This window comes from Nonomuraea sp. NPDC059194, from assembly GCF_042754765.1.
Lineage (GTDB): Bacteria > Actinomycetota > Actinomycetes > Streptosporangiales > Streptosporangiaceae > Nonomuraea.
In genome coordinates this window covers 285703-303286 of record NZ_JBHZBH010000005.1, presented here as the reverse complement: position 1 = coordinate 303286, position 17584 = coordinate 285703, and the positions used below count along the sequence as shown (strand labels likewise).

Below are 17584 nucleotides of genomic sequence, written 5' to 3'. Positions count from 1 at the left end.
CACCTGCGCCAAGAGGATATCGACGTCGGCGGGCGACCTACCCACATTTTCCCGCATGCGCGGCGTCCCCGCAGGGGACCTAGCGACTGACCTGCCCCAGCCCGTGCGTCCGCCATCGCAACCACTGCCCCACCTGCCTGTGGTGGCCGTCGCCCCGCTCGCCCGGCCGCCCTTCCCGCTGGACTGGTTCGCGCGGCTCCGGGCTCAGGCGCTGATCCCGCCGTCCACCGGGATCACCGTTCCGGTCAGGTAGGCGCCCGCCCGCGAGGCCAGGAAGATCGCCGCCCCGGCCATGTCGTCGGGGCGGCCGATCCTGCCGAGCGGCACGCCACCCGCGATCATCTCGCGGGTGGCGGGGTCGTCGAGCGCGAAGGCCATCATCTTCGACTCGAACGGCCCCGGCGCGATCGCGTTGACCGTGATGTGCTCGGGCGCCAGCTGCCTGGCCAGATGCCTGGTCAGCATGTGTACGCCGGCCTTCGCCGCGGAGTAGGCGTAGTTCTCCATCACGGGGACCCTGATGCCGTCGATGGAGCCGATGTTGATCACTCTGGCGGGATCGTCAGGACCGGCGGCGGCGCGCAGGTGCGGCAGGAAGCGCTGCGTCAGGTAGAAGACGCCCTTCACGTTGATGCCCCACAGCTTGTCGAAGGCGTGCTCGGGATACTCCTCCAGCGGAGCGCCCCAGGTCGCGCCCGCGTTGTTGACCAGCACGTGCAGCGGCCCCTCGACGGCCTCGGCCAGCGTGGCGACGCCATCGGGCGTGGACAGGTCGGCGGGCACCGCGACGCAGCCCAGCTCGGCGGCGGCCTTGTCGACCTCGGCCGCCTTGCGCGCGGAGATGTAGACCGTGGCGCCGGCCGCGACGAACCCCGCGGCGATCATCCGCCCGATACCCCTGGAGCCGCCGGTGACGACGACCTTCTTGCCTTCCACCGAGAACAGAGTCATGCTCTGGAAGCATGCCATACCAACCGGTCGGTTCCTAGAGTCTCGCGACCGGTCGACGCCAGAGGGGCCGTTCCGGTCGTGGCTAGAGGCCGGGGATTCGGCCGTTCCTGAACAGGTCGACGAAGGTCTGGTGGTCCTGGCGGACCTGCGCGCCGTACGCGTGGGCGAAGTCGACCAGCATCCCGACGAACCCGGCCGCGTCACCGTCGATGACGGCCACGATCGCCTCCTCGGTGGAGAAGTCGACCAGGTCATGGGCGGACTCGTCGTCGGCGACGGAGTGCATCCGCGCCACCGCCCGGCCCAGGTCACGCACGATCGAGCGCATCTCGCCCGGTTCGTTCACCTCGTCCCAGTCGAGGTCTGCGGAGTACGGCGAGACCTCGGCCACCAACTGCCCGATCCCGTCGAGCGTCGTGTAGCCGAGCCACGGGTCGGCGTAGGCCTGCAGGGCCCGCTGCGACTCGGCGGTCCTGTGGCCCTGGTGCCTGAAGTAGGCGCTGACCTTCTCATCGTGGATGTGCCTGGCCACCGCGGGCACCTGGGCCTGCTTCATGTAGAGGATGACGTCGTTCTCCAGCGCCTGCGTGCGGCCCTCCAGCAGGAGGTTGTAGGAGGGCAGCCCCGCCGAGCCGATGCCGACGCCCTTGCGCAGCGCCACGTCCTTGATGACGTGCTCGACGGGCCTGGTACGGCCGGGCAGCGTGGTGCGGTAGTCGTCGAAGGCGGCCAGCACCGCCGCCCTGGTCCGCTCCGAGACCGGCTCGCGCCCCTCGATGAGCGCGAAGCGCCGGTCGTAGTCGTCGATCATCGTCTCGACGTCGAGCAGGGCCACGCGCGTGTGCAGCCGCGCCGACTGCAGCACCCGGTGGAGTACTCCCGTCGTGCTGCCCAGCGTCAGCGAGCCGATCGCGTCGTCGCCGTCCTCGGCGATGGCGGTCAGCTCGGCCAGGTAGGCGGCGCCGAAGTCGCTCACCAGGCGGGAGATCGCCTCGTCGGACAGCGCCTTGCCGTACCCGATGAGGGCGACGCTGGCCGCGAAGCGCTTCAGGTCCCAGGTGTAGGGACCGACATAGGCCTCGTCGAAGTCGTTGACGTTGAAGACGAGGACGCCGGAGGCGTTCATGTAGGTGCCGAAGTTCTCCGCGTGCAGGTCGCCGTGGATCCACACCCGGCTGGTCGGCCCGTCGAGGTAGGAGTCGTCGGCGAAGTCACCGGTCAGGTCGGCGTAGAAGACGGCTGCGCTGCCGCGGTAGAACGCGAACGCCGACCCCGCCATCTTCCTGAACTTGCGCAGGAACGCGGCGGGGTCACGCTCGATGGAAGGGCCGAACTCGGTGGTCAGGACCTCGAGGAGGTGTGACGCGCGGCTCTGTGTCGCCATAGCTCACAGTAGGCCCGCGCGCCCCGTCAAGCTAGGTGGGGCGCGGCGGCGACACGACGCTCACGACGACGAGCGGGCAGCGCGCCGATGCTCACGACGACGCGCGGGCAGCGCGGGGCAGCGACCTGACGCTCACGACGGCGAGCGCGGCGGCCAGCAGCAGCAGCGCCGCGAACTGGGCGATCATCGTGGTCCCCAGCGGCTGCGTGGCGATGCTCTCGGCGTCCAGGGGCAGCAGGGGCGCCCGCATCAAGCCCAGCAGCATCGCGACCGCGGCCAGGGCCAGACCCCACGCAGGCGAGGCACGCCGGACGAGGCAGTGCACGCCGGCCACCCCGACCGCGATCGCGCTCAGGCCGTACAGGTCCGTCCACGCGGCCACCCAGGTCGGCCCGTCGCCGGTGTAGGAGGTCAGGCGCTGCAGGGTGACGGCATTGACCGTGAGGTACAGGGCGGTCAGTCCCAGCGGAAGCACCGCGAGCAGCGGCGAGCGGCGCACCGGCGCGTCCTCGTGGTAGCCGATCAGCAGCGCCACGCCGGGCGCCGCCATGGCCAGCAGGTAGAGCGCCTGCTCGATGATCGTCCGCTCCCACATGAACAAGCCCACCCTGGTCACCTGCAGCAGGCCCAGCCCGGTCATGACCACGACGTGCAGCAGGCTCAGCCAGGTGAGGATCCTGGCCGCGCGCACCCTTCCCAGGGCGAGCGTGGCGAAGGCCGCGACCGCCACCAGGCCCGCCGCCGTGGACGCGAGCTCCCACGCCAGCCGGGCCGGATCGGTGATCACGTACTCGGGGTCGAGGTCGCCTACGACACCGGTGGAGACCAGCGTGGCGGCGACGCCGTACCAGCCCAGCACGGCGTGGTAGCCCAGGCCGAGCAGGGCGACCAGCCTGACCGCGTCTCCCATCTCCCGGTAGCGGGGGGCGGCGCCGAGCCCGCCCGCCCTCACCCGGATCGCCAGCGCGGCCACGGAGGCGATCTCGCGCCAGCTCGGCCGCGCGTTGTCCTCGTCGCGGATCCGCTCCGCGCCGTCGAGGAAGGCGTCGACCATCTCCTCTTCGCGCTCGGCCCGGTAGGACGCGGGCAGCATCCTGAGCACGAAGCGGTAGCGCTGCTCCAGCAGGGTCATGCATGACCTCCGGCGGTCGACGGTCGGGGGGTGGCCTGGGGGGCGCGACGGCGGGCGTCAAGCCGCTCGGTGGCGGTCTGGAGGGTGCCGGACAGCCTGGCGACCTCCGTCTGGAGCGCGCCCTCTCCGGCGTCGGTGAGGCGGTAGTAGCGGCGCAGCCGCCCCGACTGCACTTCTTCACGGTCGAGCTCGACGAGGCCGTCGGCGGCGAGCCGGTCGAGCACGCCGTACAGCGTGCCGATCTTGAGCTGCACCTTGCCCTCGGACAGCCGTTCCACTTCCTGCACGATCCCGTAGCCGTGGCGCGGCTCGTCGAGGAGTGCCGTCAGAGCCAGGAACATGGGCTCCGTCATATTCATGGGTTCACCATAACATGTCGGACAAGATATCAGGCGCGCTGGCTCGAAACCGAGACGACCTCTCCCGTCATGTAGCCGGAGTAGTCGCTTGCCAGGAAGACGATCACGTTGGCCACCTCCCACGGCTGCGCCGCCCTGCCGAACGCCTCCCTGTCCGCCAGCTCGGCCAGCACCTCCGACGTGGTGACCCTGGACAGGAACGGGTGCATGGCCAGCGAGGGCGCGACCGCGTTGACCCTGATCCCGTGCTCGGCGGCCTCCATGGCCGCGCACCTGGTCAGCGCCATGACCCCGGCCTTGGCCGCGGCGTAGTGCGACTGGCCCCGCTGCGCCCTCCAGCCCACCACGGAGGCGTTGTTGACGACCACGCCCGCGCCCCGCGGGATCATGTGCCGCAGCGCGGCCCGCGTGCAGCGCATCGTGCCCGTCAGCGTCACGTCGAGCACCGCGTGCCACTGCTCGTCGGCCATCTCGGCCAGCTCGGCCGTACCGCCGAGGCCCGCGTTGTTGACGAGCACGTCGAGCCGCCCGTGCGCGGCCACCGTCGCCTCGAACAGCGCGCCCACCTCGGCCTCGCGGGTGACATCACACGGTACGGCCAGCGGCTCGACCCCCGTCAGCTCGGCCAGCGCCCCGGCCGCCTCCGCCAGCCGCCGCTCGTGCCGGTCGGAGATGACGACGATCGCGCCCTCCTCCGCGCACCGCCTGGCGGTGGCGTAGCCGATGCCGGTTCCCGCCGCCGCGGTGACCAGCGTTACCCTTCCTTCGAGCAGACCGTGCGACTTCACTTCGGCAGCCCCAGGGTGCGTTCGGCGATGATGGTGCGCTGGATCTCGCTCGACCCCGCGTAAATGGTGTCGGCGCGGCTGAACAGGTAGAGCCGCTGCAACTCGCCGAGCTCGCCCACCAGGCCCTCCTTGCCCAGCACCGCCTGGGCCAGCTCGCCCAGGCGCTGGTGCCACTGCGACCAGTAGAGCTTGGCGATCGACGGCTCGGCGTCCGGCCGCAGCGCGTTGAAGCGCATGATCCGCAGCTCCAGCCACGACCGGGCGAGCTCGTCCCTGATCAGGGGGTCATCGATGGCGCCGGTACGGCGGGCCGCCTCGACGACCTTGGCCAGCTCGCGCCGGAAGCCGATCTGCTGGCCGAGCGTGGAGGCGCCGCGCTCGTAGCCGAGCGTGGCCATCGCCACCCGCCAGCCCTCGCCTGGCGCCCCCAGGATGTTCTCCTTCGCGGTCCTGGCGCCGTCGAAGAACACCTCGTTGAACTCGGCGGTGCCGGTGAGCTGCCTGATCGGCCGCACCTCGACGCCGTCCTGCCGCATCGGGACCAGCAGGTACGACAGGCCGTGGTGCCGCCTGGAGCCTTCCTCGGTACGGCACAGCGCGAAGCACCAGTCGGCCACGTGCGCGAGCGACGTCCAGACCTTCTGCCCCGTGACGACCCACTCGCCGCCGTCGAGCACCGCCCTGGTCTGGACGTTGGCCAGGTCGGAGCCGGCCTCGGGCTCGGAGTAGCCCTGGCACCACAGCTCGTCGCCGCGCTGGATCGGGGGCAGGAAACGGTCCTTCTGCTCCCGCGACCCGAAGTCGAGGATCGTGGGGCCGATCAGCCCCTCGCCGATGTGGCCGACCCGCGCGGGGGCGTCGGCCATCGCGTACTCCTCGTGGAAGGCGATCTGGTCCTCGAGAGAGGCCTCGCGCCCGCCGTACTCCTTGGGCCAGGCCAGGCACGTCCAGCCGGCCCTGCCGAGGTGGCGCTCCCACGCGTGCCGTACCTCGTGACCCTCGTGCTCGCGGCCCGGGCCGCCGAGCCCGCGGGCGTGCGCGAACTCGCCGGTCAGCGCCGCCTCCAGCCACGCCCTGGCCTCCTGCCTGAGCGTCATGAGGCGAACCGCCCGTACCCGCCGCGGAAGAACAGCAGCGGGCCGCCGTCGGCGTGGGTGTCGAGCTGGTGAACCCTGGCCACGACGATCACGTGGTCGCCCGCGGGGTGTTCGGCCTCGACCGAGCACTCCAGCCAGGCCAGCGCGCCTTCGAGTAAGGGGTTGCCGCCGGGGGAGCGGGTCCAGGCGAGACCCGCGAACTTGTCGCCGCCCCTGGCCGCGAGCTGCGCGCACACCTGCTGCTGGTGCTCGGCGAGCACGTTGACGGTGAGCGTTCGCGCCGCGCGGAGCCTGGGCCAGCTGGTGCTGGTGTGCGCGACGCAGAAGGCGACCAGCGGCGGGTCGAGCGAGACGGAGGTGAAGGAGTTGGCCGCCAGGCCGCTCGGCGCCCCGGTGCCGGGATCGAGGGCGGTGATGGCGACGACGCCGGTGGCGAACCTGCTCAGCACCGACCTGAAGTGCCTGGCGGCGGCCCCGTTGTCCGTCGTGGCGTTGCTCCCGTTGGGCGTGGTGCTCCTATGGGGGGTGTCGTGCTGGAACGGCGCGACATGCGGCCTGCCGTCACAGCCGTCCGGCGCGATCAGCCGGGCAGCGTGGGTGCTCATGGGCGCCTCCTCGTCCACCACTGTAGCTTACCAAGCGCTTGCTTGGACGCTAGGCGTTTCCCCGAAAGCCTGTCAACGCGTTGACATCGGTTTCCGGCGCCGCATAGCGTCAGGTGTGTGGCCAAGCGCTTGCTTGATTTCAGGGACGCCGCCGCGATCGCGGGAGTCGGCTACACGCCGTTCGCCAAGAACTCGGGCGTCAGCACGCTGACCCTCGCCTGCAGAGCCGTGCTCGCCGCGCTCGACGACGCCGGGCTCACCGCCGACGACGTGGACGGCCTGGCCACCCACCGGGTCGGCGACTCGGCCGCGCCCTCCCTGGTCGGCCCCGCGCTCGGGATCGCCGCGCCCACCTGGCACCTCGACCACTTCGGCGGCGGCAGCGTCTCGCATGCGGTCGTCGGTCAGGCCGCACTCGCGGTGGCCGCGGGCATCGCCGAGACGGTGGTCTGCTACCGGGCGATCAACGCCAGGTCCGAGTTCCGCATGGGGACGGCGCCGAACCCGAGCCCCGAGACGCAGTACCTCGCCCCATACGGCTACGGCGCCCCCGTCCAGCAGTTCGCCATGTACGCCCGCGCCCACATGCTGAAGTACGGCACCAGCGCCGAACACTTCGGGCAGGTGGCGGTCCGGCAGCGCTCCTTCGCGGCGGCCAACCCCCGGGCCCTGATGCGCACGCCCATCACCCTCGACGACTACCTCGCCAGCCGTCCCATCGCCGAGCCGCTGCGCCTGCTCGACTGCTGCCTGGAGACCGACGGCGCGTGCGCGGTGGTCGTCACCACCGCCGAACGCGCCCGCGACCTGCGCAGGACGCCCGTGCTGATCTCCGGCGCGGCGTGGGGAGGCGGCGACTCCTTCCTGGCCCCCGGCGAGCCGACCGTGACCGCCGCCGCCGCTCTGGCCCCCCGCCTGTACGGCATGGCGGGCCTCGGACCCGGCGACATCGACGTGGCCGAGCTGTACGACTGCTTCACCTACTCGGTGATCGTCCAGCTGGAGGACTACGGCTTCTGCGCCAAGGGCGAGGGCGGCCCCTTCGCAGCCTCGGGGGAGGGGCCGCCGGTCAACACCCACGGCGGGTTCCTGTCCGAGGGGTACGTGCACGGGCTCAACCACGTCGCCGAGGCCGTCTCCCAACTGCGCGGGGACGCGGGGGAGCGGCAGGTGGAGGGGGCCGAGGTGGCGCTGTCCACCGCCCAGCCCGGCCACATCCTCCCCGCCACCTCGGCCCTGATCCTCCGAAAGGGATGAGCGTGGACGACAAGGTGGGCGTGGACAGGGACTCGGCCGAGTGGTGGGAGCTGGTGGCCAGGGGAGTGCTCGCGGTGCAGCGGTGCTCCTCGTGCGGGCTGGCCAGATTCCCGGCCAGGGCGTTCTGCGCGGCGTGCCGTACCGAGGGGTGGTCGTGGGCGCCGGTGGCGCCCGAGGGGCTGGTGGAGAGCTGGATCGTCACCCACTGGCGGGCTCCGGCGCCCGCCACGGTCGTGCGGGTACGGCTGGCCGAGGCGCGGGGGTGCGTGCTGTACGGCACCTGGCGGGGTAAGGGCGAGCCGCGTCAGGGACAGCGGGTGCGGGCGCTGTTCACCGACGAGCCGCTGATCGAGTGGACCGCCTGACCGGCCGAAGCAAAAGAGAGCGCGCCCTGGCGGGCGTGGGGGACCCGCCAGGACGCGCCTCCGTACCGTGCGCGTCGACCCAGGACCCCGGCGAGGGATGGGGTCCTACGCCGAGTGCTCGCGCACGGAGCCGGTACTAATGGGAAACCTGCTCGTCAGCCTGCCACCCCACTGTTGTCCCTGGTCAGGGCCGTAGTGGCAGTCCACTTAGCAACTTTCCCATTAGTAGGGGAGTGACCGTCTGAAGTTGGGTACCGGTAGTGCTCGGCGATGCGGAGTGCCGCGCCTACCGGGTCGTCGATCGGGTGGGTGACGGTTGACCCTTCCTCGTCCCATTGAAACGAGCCGTCCTTGCACCACACGGTCAACTCGGTCAGTACAGACAGCACGGACATACCGTTTCCACTGCTCTGGTAGGTGTGGGAGAACCCCTGGCGGTGCAACGCGTAACGCAGTAAACGTGTTGCCTCGCGGGGGTCGTGCCAGGGCTGGTGCGGCGTACCCGCGCGGACCGGTAACACCGGCCGTCACCCCCTCGCCCGACCTTTCGATGGATTTGTACCAACGAATGGATGATGCGGCTGTCAAGGCGCTCCGGTCAAGGGGTTGTAGCTAGCTAGAACCAGATCGTCTAAATTGTTGGAACAAAAGGGGTGAAAGTGGCACGGTCGTCGCTGTATCAGCAGGTGGCTTCGGATCTGCGAAGGGCCATCTACTCCGGCGACCTCGGCCCTGGGGCACAATTGCCCACAGAAGCCCATCTTCAGGACAAATACGGCGTTAGTCGCAATACCGTCAGACTGGCGCTCGGTGAGCTGGTGAACGAGGGCCTCGTCACGCGGGCGCCCCGGCGCGGCACGGTCGTGCGCGATCGCCGGCCGCTGCTGATGTACCCGCAGCGAGAGCTCGCTCCGCAGCCGCGCGGTGAGGTGCGGGAGGCGTTCGCCTACGCCGTCTCCCAGGAGGGCCGCGAGCCGAGCCAGACGATCGAGGTGCAGATCGTCAGCCCGGTCGAGGAGATCGCCAGCCGGCTGGAGCTGGGCGACAGCGATCTGGCGGTCGTCAGGCGCAGGCTGCGGTTCGTCGACGGCCAGCCGTACAACACCAACGACTCCTACTTCCCGCTGGACCTGGTGCGGGACTCCGAGATCACCAGGCCAGGAGACATCGCCCGCGGGGCGAACAGGGTGCTCGAAGAGCTCGGCCACAAGCAGGTACGGGTGGTCGACGACATCATGGCGCGGATGCCGAACCAGGAGGAGGCCGAGCGCCTCCAGTTGGAGCTGGGGACCCCGGTGGTCGTCTACATCAGGGTCGGCTACGACCGTTCGGACGCGCCCGTGCGCGTGGCCGTGTCGGTGCTCCCGGCTGACAAGCACTTGATCCGATACGAGCTGGGTCTCCGCTAGACCAGTCTCGCTTGGGGGTGATCCCGTCCGTGCGGCGCGGGTCATTCTTCCGCGCTGGGCACGGAGGAGTTGTGCATACTCCCCCAAATTGCATTTTTCCCTGAAATATCGCCATGAAAGCCGTGTGCCACCGGACGAGCACGCTACGTGTTCACTCCGTTACCCATCGGAACGAAGGGCAGAATCATGCACTCCAACACCCTCCTTCCCCCGCTGACCCTTCGGCGGGCCGTACCCGACGACCTCCCCGGCGTCCTCACCCTCCTCGCCGACACCGCCGAATGGCTCCACCTGCGGGGCGTGCGGCAGTGGCCGCGCGGCGGCTTCGGGCCGGAGCGGATCGTGCCGTTGATCGAGGAACAGGTGCTCTACCTGCTGGAAGGCCGCTTCGGGGAGACCGTCGCGACCATCGCGCTCGACGGTCACGCCGACGCCGAGTTCTGGACGCAGGCGGACCGGCCCGACGCGGCCCTCTACGTCCACAAGCTCGCCGTCTCCCGCGCCGCCGCAGGAACCGGCCTCGGTGACGCGTTGCTCGACTGGGCGGGGGTGGTCGTCGCCGCGTCGGGACTCGACTGGCTGCGGCTCGACTGCTCGAAGGACAACCCGCGGCTCCAGCAGTACTACCGGCGGCGCGGCTTCCGCCACCTCCGCACGGTGGACCTGCCGCACCGGGCCTCGGGCGCGCTGTTCCAGCGGCCCGCCGAACTGCGTGCCGGCGTCGCGGAGGGCCTCTTCCGGACCATGGACCTTGTCAACGCCTGACGTGATTTGTCAGGAATGACCACTGCCCTCCTCTATGCCAAGAGGAGGGCAGTTGAGGGGATAACCTCTCTTTCATGACCGGATCCTTGCTTGAGGTGATCGCGCTCGACGCGCGCGACGCCGTCGCCGCGGAAGAGGGGGGCGCCGACCGTGTCGAGGTCGTCGCCGACATGGCGGCCGACGGGCTCACCCCAGCGACGGAGACGGTCGCCGCGATCGCCAGAGAGTGCGCGCTGCCCCAGATGGTCATGCTGCGCACCGACCCGAACTTCACCCCCGAGTCGCTCGACAAGCTGCTGTCCGAGGTGAAGGGGCTGGCCGAGGCGGGCGCGGCGGGGTTCGTGTTCGGCTTCCTCACCTCCGAGGGCGCCGTGGACCTGGAGGCGACCGAGGCGCTCATCCATGCGGTCTCGCCGCTGCCGTGGACGTTCCACCGGGCGGTGGACCATGCCGCGGACGTGCAGGCCGCGTGGCGGGCGGTGCGGTTGCTGCCGAACCTGGCCACCGTGCTGACGTCGGGCTCGCCCGCGGGCGTCTCGGAGGGGCTGCCGGTGCTGAAGGCGCGCGCCGAGGCGGGCGACGCGGGCCTGATCCTGGCCGGTGGCGGGCTTAAGCTGCGCCATATCCCCACGCTGCTCGACTACGGGGTGCGCGCCTTCCACGTGGGTAGCGCGGTCCGTTCGTCGTGGACCGTCCCCGTCGACGCCCAGCTCGTCGCTCAGTGGCGCGCGCTCATCGACCGCGACCTCTAGTTCTTCTCGTACGGCAGGCCGGGCCAAGGCCACCGTGGTCACCGGTGGCCGCCCGTCCATCACGCGTGCTCGAGCAGGGCTCCGGTCCCCGCCGCAACGTCGCCCCCCAGATCAATCCAAGGCGGAGTCTGCCCGGTGCAGCGCCGCCACCAGGGTCTTGATCGTGGCGGGCTCGTCCATCACGCCGCCGCCCGCCGCCCTGCGCTCCTCCCACGCCCGCACCCTGGCCGCATACGCGTCGTAGTGCGCCAGGTGGAAGGCGTACACGGTGGCGAAGCGGGACACCAGGTGGGAGGGGTGCATGTCCCACCCCTGGTAGAACCCGTGCGACAGCGAGTGCCTGACCAGGGCCGCGTGCCTGCGCCACAGCGCGTGCACGTCCGCCGTCGAGTCGGAGGCGGGCGAGGCGGCCAGCGACCCGTCCGACAGCTCGACGCCCGTCCCGGCGAACGCGGTCTGCATGACGTGGCGGGCGTGGTCGCAGGCGGGATGGTCGAGGCGCTGCTCGTGCGGGGGCAGGCCGAGCGCGGCGGTGTAGTCGAAGACGCCGAAGTGGGCCGCCGCGAGCCGCCCGCCGAGCGACTCGGCGAGGTCGGAGCGCAGGAACATGACGGTCTGCGGGGCCTCGACCTGGATCTCGAAGCGCAGCGGCGAGGGCAGCCCGAGCCTGCTCTCCAGCTCGGCCAGCACCCCGGCGAACTGCCCCAGGTACTTCTCCATGAGCACCTTGGGGAAGGTGAGCGTGAAGCCGGGCGGCAGGGTGCCCGCCCGCGCGACCAGCTCGGTGAGGAACAGCTCCAGCGTGCGGACCGCACGATCGGGGTCGCCGTCGGCGAACGACTTGATCCGCAGCCCCCACCGGCGCGGCAGGCCGCCCTCGGCGTGCAGGCGGGCCAGCGCCGACGCGGCGGCCACGGCGTCGCCGTCCTCCGCGTCGGGACGCAGGCCGTACCCGTCCTCGAAGTCGACGCGCAGGTCCTCGACCGGCTCGGCGGCGAGCTTGGCGGCCACGCGCGCGTGCACGCCCGCCGCCAGGTCCGAGGGGAGCTCGAACACCTCGGCCATGGCGGCGGCGTCGGGCAGATGCGCCTTCATCAGGTCGAGCGCCTGGCCGCCCCACGAGGAGGGCGTCGAGGCGGAGAACAGGTCGGCGGGAACGTAGGCCGTGTGCACGGGCTGCCAGCCGGGCCCCGTTCTGAGGTCCAGTACGGGATAGCGGGCCTGCTGGGTGCGGTGGACGTCCTCGAAACCGTCGACGGTGATGCGCATCGTCACACGCTATCGAGGCGTGACCGTCACGGTCACGGCGGTGCCGGGGCGGGCGCGGACCGCCACCTTCAGCAGTCCATTTCGATGCGAGGTCGTGGCAGAGCGGACGCCGGTGACCTTGACCCGCACGCCGCGTGGGAAGAACTCCTTCGGCACCGAGATCTCGGTCGGTGCGTGCACGCCGCGCCTGGTGGTGTAGGTGAGCGTGAGCTTCCTGGCGGCCGCGTCGTAGGACTCGGAGACCGGCAGGCCCGCGACGCGGCGGGCGTAGGCGGCGAGGGCGGGCTCGGCGCCGGGCGCGACGTTGCCCCTGCCGTCGAGCTGGCAGTAGCCGCCGGAGTCCGACCGGCACCAGTAGAACATCGCCCAGCCGGAGGCGAAGCGGTTCATGGCCGCCACCGAACCGGTGACGAGCTGCCGGTTGCCCGGCAGGCGGCTGTTGGGCGGCCCCCACTCGCCGACGACCACGGGCATCCGGTTGGCGGTGGGGTACTGGCCGATGGCGGCCTCGTAGCGCTCGATGAAGCCGCTGGCCGGATCCCAGTCGCCGCCCGCCTCCACGCTGGTGGAGTACATGTGCGGGGCGTAGCCCACCTTGGGGTCGTCGAACGCCGGCAGCTGGGTCGGCACGCCCTCGCCGACCAGCACCGTCGGCTCCACGAAGATCCACGACTTCCTGTCGTAGGCCCTGATGCCCGCGATCAGGCGGCGGTACATGTCGGCGAGCTGCGTCCGCTCGATCCTGCCCGAGGCCGTGACCAGGTCCTCGCCCTCCAGGAACTTGCCGAACGGCTCGTTGAACAGGTCGTAGCCGAGCAGCGAGCGGTGCCCGGAGACCTTCCTGACCAGGGTCTGCCACATCTCCACCTGCTCGGCGCGCAGGTCGGCGTCCTCGTAGAGGTGCTCGAAGGCGGCCATCACGGCGGGCTGGAAGTAGTCCTGGAACCAGTCGTCGGGGTTGCGCTCGAACGGCAGGCCGTCGTCGCGCGTCGCCCACTCGGGGATGCCGTTGTGGCCGCCGAACTTCGGGCCGTAGACGTCCTGGTGCATGTCGATCATGACCTGCAGGCCGTACCTGTCGGCCCAGCCGAGGACGCGGTCGACGTAGCTCAGGTACTCCTGGTCGTAGACGTCCTTCTGCGGCTCGATGTACTGCCACTGGACGATCAGCCGCAGGAAGTTCATCCCCTTGTCCGCCATGGCCCTGACGTCGGCCTCGGTGACCCTGTCGGTGGCCCACTTGCCGGCGTTGAAGCCGCGCAGTTTGATGACGCGGCCGTCGTCGTCGGTGAAGTGGGTCCGGCCGTCGACGGTGATCGTGTCGGGGGAGCGGCCGTGGGCGGGGCTGGGGGTGTGGCCGGGGTCGGTGGACGCCTCGGCCGGCAGGGGCGCGGCCAGGAGGGCGGCGAGGGTCGCGAAGGCGAGTGAGCGGCGCATGGTGGACCCTAACCCGCCAAGCCGCTAAAGGTGAACGGTACTCATGTTACAGTTCGGCCGCAGGCCGCGAGCATGGCCTCCAGGCCGACCAGCTTGACCCGCTCGCCCCTGTCAAGCGTCCTGGCCAGCTCAGCCTCGGCCGTCTCGATGGCCAGCCAGTCGTCGTAGGTGACGGGCCTGACGCCCCGCTCGGCCAGCAGGTCGTCGATCGAGCCGGCCGCACCCGAAGGCGCGTCCGCCAGCAGCGTCCTGACCGTCTCCGCGGCGTCGGACTTGTTGGTCCCGATCACGCCGGTCGGCCCGCGCTTGAGCCAGCCCGCCACGTACTCCCGGTCGCGGACCCTGCCCGCGACGTTCGGCACGGTCATCGTCTCGGTGGAGAACGGCACGCCGGGCAGCGGAACGCTCTGGTAGCCGACCGAGCGCAGCACCATCCCGACCGGCAGCGTCTCGAACTCGCCCGTGCCCACGACCCTGCCGTCCTGCGACAGCCTGGTCCGCTCCAGCCGCAGCCCCTCCACCCGGGTGGTGCCGAGGATCTCCACCGGACGCAGCCAGAACCGCACGTCCAGCCTGCGCGGCCGGCCCGCCGGAACGCGCTCCGACCACGACCGCAGCACGTCGATGTTGCCCTTGACTTGCCGGGGGAAGTCGCCGCCGAGCACCACGGCCTCGTCGGGGCGCACGCACACGTCCGCGTTGGCCACCTCGCCCAGCTCGCGCAGCTCCTTCAGGGTGAACTTGGCGTGCTCGGGGCCGCGCCGCCCGATCATGTGGATGGCCTTGACCTGGCTGTCGGCCAGCCGGTCCAGCACGTCGGCGGGCACGTCGGTGGCGCGCAGGTCCTCGGCGGTCTTGGCCAGCACCCGCACCACGTCCACGGCCACGTTGCCCACGCCGATCACGGCGACCTCGGGGCTGTCGAGCTCGAATTTGTCGGGCGAGACGTCGGGGTGGCCGCAGTACCAGTTCACGAAGTCCGTCGCGGCGACGCTGCCCAGCAGGTCCTCGCCGGGGATGCCCATCTTCCTGTCGACCATCGCGCCCGTGCAGTAGACGACGGCGTCGTAGCAGGCCAGCAGGTCATCGACGGAGACCTCGGCGCCGAGCGTCACCCCGCCGAGAAACCGGATACCCGGCTGTTCGAGAACCTTCCTGAGATAGTTGGCGATCGACTTGATCGAGGTGTGGTCGGGCGCCACCCCGTAGCGCACGAGCCCGTACGGCGTGGGCAGCCGTTCGAGCACGTCCACCTCGACAGGATCGGCCGACTGTTTGACCAGCGCCTCCGCCGTGTAGATGCCGGCGGGGCCCGATCCGACGACTGCCACGCGCAACGACACGCTGCCTCCTTGGTGGCGACGCTATGTCGGTGATTCTCTACCCACCAGATGCAGGCGGCCAAGCTCGTCGAGGAAACCCGTGTCGCCGGTCCTGACGAACCCGTCCTTGGCGAACACCCGCGCGGCGCCGTCTCCGACGTACCCGCTCATGACCGCCTGGGACCGCAGCAGCACCTCGCCCTTCGCGCCCACGGGCAGCGGGCGGCCCGCCGGGTCGCGTACGGACAGGTCAACGCCGGGGCGCGGCCTGCCGACGGTCAGCTCGGCGTCCCGCGGCGGGTCCTCGGGACGGGTGCCGAGGCCGAGGCCCGCCTCCGTGCAGATGTAGCGGTTGCACACGGGCACGCCGAACCGCTCCCGCAACCGTCTGATCAGCTCCGGCGTGGCCGGAGCCCCGCTGGACAGGACCAGACCGAGCGAGGGCGGCGCGCCCGGCACCTCCAGCATGGCGGCCAGCTGGGCGGGCGTGCCGTGGAGCACCCGCAGCTCCCTCTCGCACACCAGGCGCAGCACCGCCTCGGGCTCCCATCGGGACAGGACGTGTGTGTTCCTGCCGGTCTGCAGGAACACCGGCAGCCGCGTCGCGAACGCCATGTGGCCCATCGGATGCCACAGCACGCGCGAGTCGCCCGTGCCCCACCTGACGCCCGCCCCGCGCGCCCTGATCGCCTCCAGTTGCCGCTCGCCGAAGACCGCCGCCTTGGGCGGGCCCGTCCGGCCTGAGGTGTGGGTGATCACGACAGGCCGTCCTGGATCGGGCGGCAGTGGGGGCGGCGGGGCCTCGTTCCTGGCCAGCGTGCCGTACCCGCCGCCGGAAAGGATCACGACGTCGAGCCCGGGCAGGGAGGGGAGCGCGCCCGGCACGGTGACGACGATCAGCGGGTCGAGGGCGGAGAGCAGGCGCACCCGCAGGGGATGGCGCGGGTCGACGCCCGCGGCGACCGCGCCGATCTTGGCGGCGGCCACGTAGCAGACGACGAACTCGGGGCCGTCGGGCAGCACGAGGGCGACCACGTCGCCGATGCGCGTGCCGCGGTGGGCCAGGCCCGCGGCCACCTGGTCGGAGAGGCGGTCGAGATCGGAGAAGGACAGTCGGGAGGTGCCGGAGTCGACCGCGACGCGCCCCCCGAACCGACGCGCGGCCTCCCCGGCCAGCAGGCGCAGCATGGCGGCTCCTGACGAAAAGGCGCACTGGAGTTCTTACCCGCCTCGCGCGACCTCACGCAGGGCGATCTTGTCCAGCTTGCCGGTGGCGTTCACGGGAAGCTCGTCGAGGACGAAGACGCGGCGGGGCACCTTGTAGTCGGCCATGTTGGCCTTCGCCCACGCGCGTATGCCCTCCTCGCTGACGTCGGCGCCCGCTCTCGGCACTACGTAGGCCCAGCCCGCCTCGCCCGACCTGTCGTTCGGCACCCCGATCACCGCCGCCTGGGCCAGCGAGCCCTCCTTGAGCAGCAGCGACTCGACCTCCGCAGGCGAGACGTTGAACCCGTTGACGATGTAGAGCTCCTTCTTCCTGTCCACGATCGTCAGGTTGCCCGCCGGGTCGAGCACGCCGATGTCGCCGGTGTGCAGCCACCCGTCGGCGTCGATCACCTCGGCGGTCTTGTCGGGCTCGCCCCAGTAGCCGCGCATCACGCCGTAGCCGCGCTGCAGGATCTCGCCCCGCTCGCCCCGCGGCACCTCCTTGCCCGCCTCGTCCACGATCTTCACCTCGATGCCGGGCACCGGGCGCCCCGCCGAGCCCGCGATCACCTCGACGGGGTCGTCGTGCCTGGTCATCGAAACGACGGTGCCTTCCATGAGGCCGTAGGCGTTGATCACGCGGTCGAGGCCGACCCGCTCGACGAGCCTGGTGACGAGTGAGGCGGGCACGGACGCCGCGCCGCAGATGGCCACCCGCAGCGATGACACGTCGCGCGGCCGCCCGTCCGGTCTGTCCAGCTCGTCCAGGAGCCGGGCGAACAGCGTCGGCGGTCCCGCCAGGATGGTGATCCGCCCCGACTCGATGAGCGTCATCAGGGCGTCCGGGCTGAAGGACGCGACCGGCATCATCGTCGCCCCGCGCAGCACGCACGCCAGCAGCCCGGCGTTGAGCCCGAAGCCGTGGGCGAAGGGCGCGATCACCGGGTACCTGTCGCCCTCGCGCAATGAGACGATCTCCGACCAGTCCCAGTAGCCGCGCAGGGTCTGGGCGTGGTCGAGCATGACGCCCTTGGGAGTACCGGTCGTCCCCGACGTGGACATGATCTCGCACAGATCATCCCCTCGTACGGCCAGCGCCCTGGCCTCCGCCTCCGCCACGCTCGCCATCGCATGCCGTACGCCCTCGAAGGCGGGCACGGACGGGAGGCGGTGCTCGCTGATCAGCACCGACACCCCCATCCTGTGGGCCAACTCGGCTGCCTCCAGCCGCTTGGCGCGGGCGGAGATCGGCACGAGCACCGCGCCGGCGTCCCACACGCCGAAGGCGTTGACCACCCACGACAGGTCGTTCGGCCCCCAGATCGCCACCCTGTCGCCATGCCGAACGCCCTGGGCGATGAGCGCCCGCGCCACCACCTGGGCCCGCTCGCGCAGGGCCGCCATGCCGAACTCGAGCGTGACCGGGGCGTCGGGGTGGCGCTCCGCCTGGTCGCGCAGCATCCTGGGGATCGTTTCCCATCGCATG

General features: G+C 71.1%; 17 protein-coding genes. 5 read left to right on the top strand and 12 right to left on the bottom strand.

Going from position 1 to position 17584, the window contains the following annotated elements:
* Window positions 1–204: 204 nt before the first annotated feature.
* The 7 genes from ACFXJ8_RS10395 to ACFXJ8_RS10365 form a co-directional block, all read right to left on the bottom strand.
* Window positions 205–951, bottom strand: a complete 747-nt coding sequence (locus ACFXJ8_RS10395; RefSeq protein WP_379643545.1) for an SDR family oxidoreductase — start codon at window positions 949–951, stop codon at window positions 205–207.
* 82 nt (window positions 952–1033) lie between these two features.
* The gene (locus ACFXJ8_RS10390; RefSeq protein ID WP_379643544.1) at window positions 1034–2335 is read right to left on the bottom strand and encodes a DUF2252 domain-containing protein; all 1302 of its coding nucleotides are present in this window, start codon (window positions 2333–2335) and stop codon (window positions 1034–1036) included.
* Window positions 2336–2426: 91 nt separating this feature from the next.
* Window positions 2427–3467 carry a hypothetical protein gene (locus ACFXJ8_RS10385; protein WP_379643543.1) on the bottom strand — a complete coding sequence of 347 codons (1041 nt, stop codon included), beginning with the start codon at window positions 3465–3467 and terminating at the stop codon, window positions 2427–2429.
* Complete coding sequence (locus tag ACFXJ8_RS10380; RefSeq protein ID WP_379643542.1) at window positions 3464–3826, bottom strand: PadR family transcriptional regulator; 363 nt, start codon at window positions 3824–3826, stop codon at window positions 3464–3466. The genes ACFXJ8_RS10385 and ACFXJ8_RS10380 overlap by 4 nt, the downstream gene beginning before the upstream one ends.
* 29 nt (window positions 3827–3855) lie before the next feature.
* Complete coding sequence (locus ACFXJ8_RS10375) at window positions 3856–4614, bottom strand: SDR family oxidoreductase (RefSeq protein ID WP_379643541.1); 759 nt, start codon at window positions 4612–4614, stop codon at window positions 3856–3858.
* Window positions 4611–5711, bottom strand: coding sequence for an acyl-CoA dehydrogenase family protein (locus tag ACFXJ8_RS10370; RefSeq protein ID WP_379643540.1), 1101 nt, complete (start codon window positions 5709–5711; stop codon window positions 4611–4613). Before ACFXJ8_RS10370 ends, ACFXJ8_RS10375 begins: the two co-directional genes overlap by 4 nt.
* A complete protein-coding gene (locus ACFXJ8_RS10365) occupies window positions 5708–6316 on the bottom strand; it encodes a flavin reductase family protein (RefSeq protein WP_379643539.1) in 609 nt (202 codons plus the stop codon). Before ACFXJ8_RS10365 ends, ACFXJ8_RS10370 begins: the two co-directional genes overlap by 4 nt.
* 117 nt (window positions 6317–6433) lie before the next feature.
* Between ACFXJ8_RS10365 and ACFXJ8_RS10360 the strand changes: the two genes are divergently transcribed.
* From ACFXJ8_RS10360 to ACFXJ8_RS10340, 5 genes are all read left to right on the top strand, one after another.
* Window positions 6434–7573, top strand: coding sequence for an acetyl-CoA acetyltransferase (locus ACFXJ8_RS10360; RefSeq protein WP_379643538.1), 1140 nt, complete (start codon window positions 6434–6436; stop codon window positions 7571–7573).
* 2 nt (window positions 7574–7575) lie between these two features.
* Window positions 7576–7938, top strand: coding sequence for a Zn-ribbon domain-containing OB-fold protein (locus ACFXJ8_RS10355; protein WP_379643537.1), 363 nt, complete (start codon window positions 7576–7578; stop codon window positions 7936–7938).
* Between the two features lie 653 nt (window positions 7939–8591).
* Complete coding sequence (locus ACFXJ8_RS10350) at window positions 8592–9347, top strand: GntR family transcriptional regulator (RefSeq protein WP_379643536.1); 756 nt, start codon at window positions 8592–8594, stop codon at window positions 9345–9347.
* 186 nt (window positions 9348–9533) lie between these two features.
* The gene (locus tag ACFXJ8_RS10345) at window positions 9534–10112 is read left to right on the top strand and encodes a GNAT family N-acetyltransferase (protein WP_379643535.1); all 579 of its coding nucleotides are present in this window, start codon (window positions 9534–9536) and stop codon (window positions 10110–10112) included.
* Between the two features lie 74 nt (window positions 10113–10186).
* Window positions 10187–10864, top strand: coding sequence for a copper homeostasis protein CutC (locus ACFXJ8_RS10340; RefSeq protein ID WP_379643534.1), 678 nt, complete (start codon window positions 10187–10189; stop codon window positions 10862–10864).
* Between the two features lie 111 nt (window positions 10865–10975).
* On the opposite strand, the gene ACFXJ8_RS10335 is transcribed toward ACFXJ8_RS10340, so the two are convergent.
* From ACFXJ8_RS10335 to ACFXJ8_RS10315, 5 genes are read right to left on the bottom strand one after another with little or no spacing between them, the layout of a single operon-like run.
* Window positions 10976–12133, bottom strand: coding sequence for a DUF6986 family protein (locus tag ACFXJ8_RS10335; protein WP_379643533.1), 1158 nt, complete (start codon window positions 12131–12133; stop codon window positions 10976–10978).
* A 9-nt stretch (window positions 12134–12142) separates the two neighbouring features.
* Window positions 12143–13570, bottom strand: a complete 1428-nt coding sequence (locus tag ACFXJ8_RS10330; protein ID WP_379643532.1) for a cellulase family glycosylhydrolase — start codon at window positions 13568–13570, stop codon at window positions 12143–12145.
* Window positions 13571–13611: 41 nt separating this feature from the next.
* On the bottom strand, window positions 13612–14913 hold the full coding sequence (locus tag ACFXJ8_RS10325; RefSeq protein ID WP_379643531.1) for an FAD-dependent oxidoreductase: 1302 nt from the start codon (window positions 14911–14913) through the stop codon (window positions 13612–13614).
* Window positions 14914–14934: 21 nt separating this feature from the next.
* Window positions 14935–16080 (bottom strand): class I adenylate-forming enzyme family protein, encoded by a 1146-nt coding sequence (locus ACFXJ8_RS10320; RefSeq protein WP_379643530.1) that lies wholly within the window; start codon window positions 16078–16080, stop codon window positions 14935–14937.
* A 33-nt stretch (window positions 16081–16113) separates the two neighbouring features.
* A complete protein-coding gene (locus tag ACFXJ8_RS10315) occupies window positions 16114–17583 on the bottom strand; it encodes an AMP-binding protein (protein WP_379643529.1) in 1470 nt (489 codons plus the stop codon).
* Window position 17584: the final 1 nt, after the last annotated feature.